This is a genomic window from Cupriavidus sp. GW821-FHT07C08, from assembly GCF_059419025.1.
This window is the reverse complement of the sequence record NZ_JBWKQZ010000078.1, coordinates 1-1451: the sequence shown is the minus strand read 5'-3', so window position 1 is coordinate 1451 and position 1451 is coordinate 1. Positions and strand designations below refer to the sequence as shown.

Here is a 1451-nt window from a genome sequence, read left to right as displayed (position 1 = left end):
CCAAGCTACGCGCTCAACGCAATAAAGTAGCACCGAAGCCGGGGAAATCCCGTTCAAACCGCTACCTTACGACGCTAGCCCGACTACGGGAAGTCGATACCGAACTCGAATTTTGCCGCAACTGGGTCGCACAAAAAGAACGCGTTCTTACTGCCAAGCGCGGCAAGCTGTCCTCGCTGCTTAAAGCCATTGATGAAGGCCGCTACAGTCTCTGTTTTGGCTCGAAGAAGCTGCTTCAGCAGCGGCCCGGCGAACACAACACCGAGACCACTCCGTTCGCCTCTGTCGAGGATTGGCACGAGGCCTGGGACACAGCCCGAAACGGTCAGGTCTGGTCGATAGGACATACGGCTAAGCCCAGCGGCAATAGCGAACTACAGTGGCTGCCGGATACCAACCAGTTGCGCGTCCGGTTGACGGACAAGCTTGCGCACGAACGCATGGACGCTTTGGGCATTCCTCGCAGCGGAGGGCCGCAAAAGGTGATGCCCCTTCGCATGAGATGCCGATTCATTGTGATTGACGGGGTCGACTTTGCCTCGCATCGGGGCGCGGCCCGCGCAGCGCTGATTGACGCGTTTGGAAAGCGGCCTGTCACAATGCGGCTCTTGCAAAGGCTATCACCGGCCGGCGAGCGCATTTGGTATCTGCAGGCGAGCGTTGACGTTCCCACCGGTTTCAACCCAGAGACCGCTCGCACTAGAGAGGCTGGTGTCCTTGGACTGGATTTGAATGCCCGGGGCGTTGCCTGGGCCGTGGTGAAGCCCGATGGAAACCGATTGCGGGAGGTCCATCCGCAGAGCGGCTTTCTCGATTGGGACCTGAAAGGCCTTTCCGATTCGGTACGTAAGCAAATAATTGGAACAACCGTCGCTGAGCTTGTCCGTCTCGCCAAGCGCCTGGGCATAGCGGTAGCCATCGAGAATCTGGATTTCGCGACGAAGAAGGCTGGCTTGCGCGCCGGCGGCGTCAACAAGCGATACAACGAGATGCTGAGCTCGTTTGCAAGCTCACAGTTCGCGGAGCTAATGACCCGTGCCTGTGAAAAAGCCCATGTTCGGCTCTATTTGGTGAACCCTTCGTACAGTTCGGTCGGAGGCTTCACCAAATATGGCCGTCCCAATCGAATCGGCGCGGATGAGTCCGCCGCGCTTTGGTTGGGCCGGCAAGCTTTGTACGGTATCCCCTGGAAGACAGTGGGTGCCCAGTGCTTCGTCAAGAGGCACAACGAGCGACTCGTCTTTTCGCACCTGCCAGCCACCCCGAAGCAGAGCAAGACGGCCCTGGCAGGGGCTCAATGGAGAGATGTCGCTCGGGCTCTAGGCAAGAACCGACAACGATGGGGTGAAAACCTCCGCAATTGGTTCCTCTGCCAGGTCGAAACCCCTTCCCCGCAGACCGTCTGCGAGCCTGGTGTGGCGTCATTGCCAACGGGATAGAAGTGTGGTTTT

The 1451-nt window shown here is 58.7% G+C and carries 1 protein-coding gene; it reads left to right on the top strand.

All coding sequences use genetic code 11. From position 1 onward, the window contains the following. Positions 1-1439, top strand: a 1439-nt coding sequence (locus AC07UK_RS38740; protein ID WP_494688351.1) for a hypothetical protein, incomplete at its 5' end; no start/stop codon positions are given. Between the last annotated feature and the right edge of the window lie 12 nt (positions 1440-1451).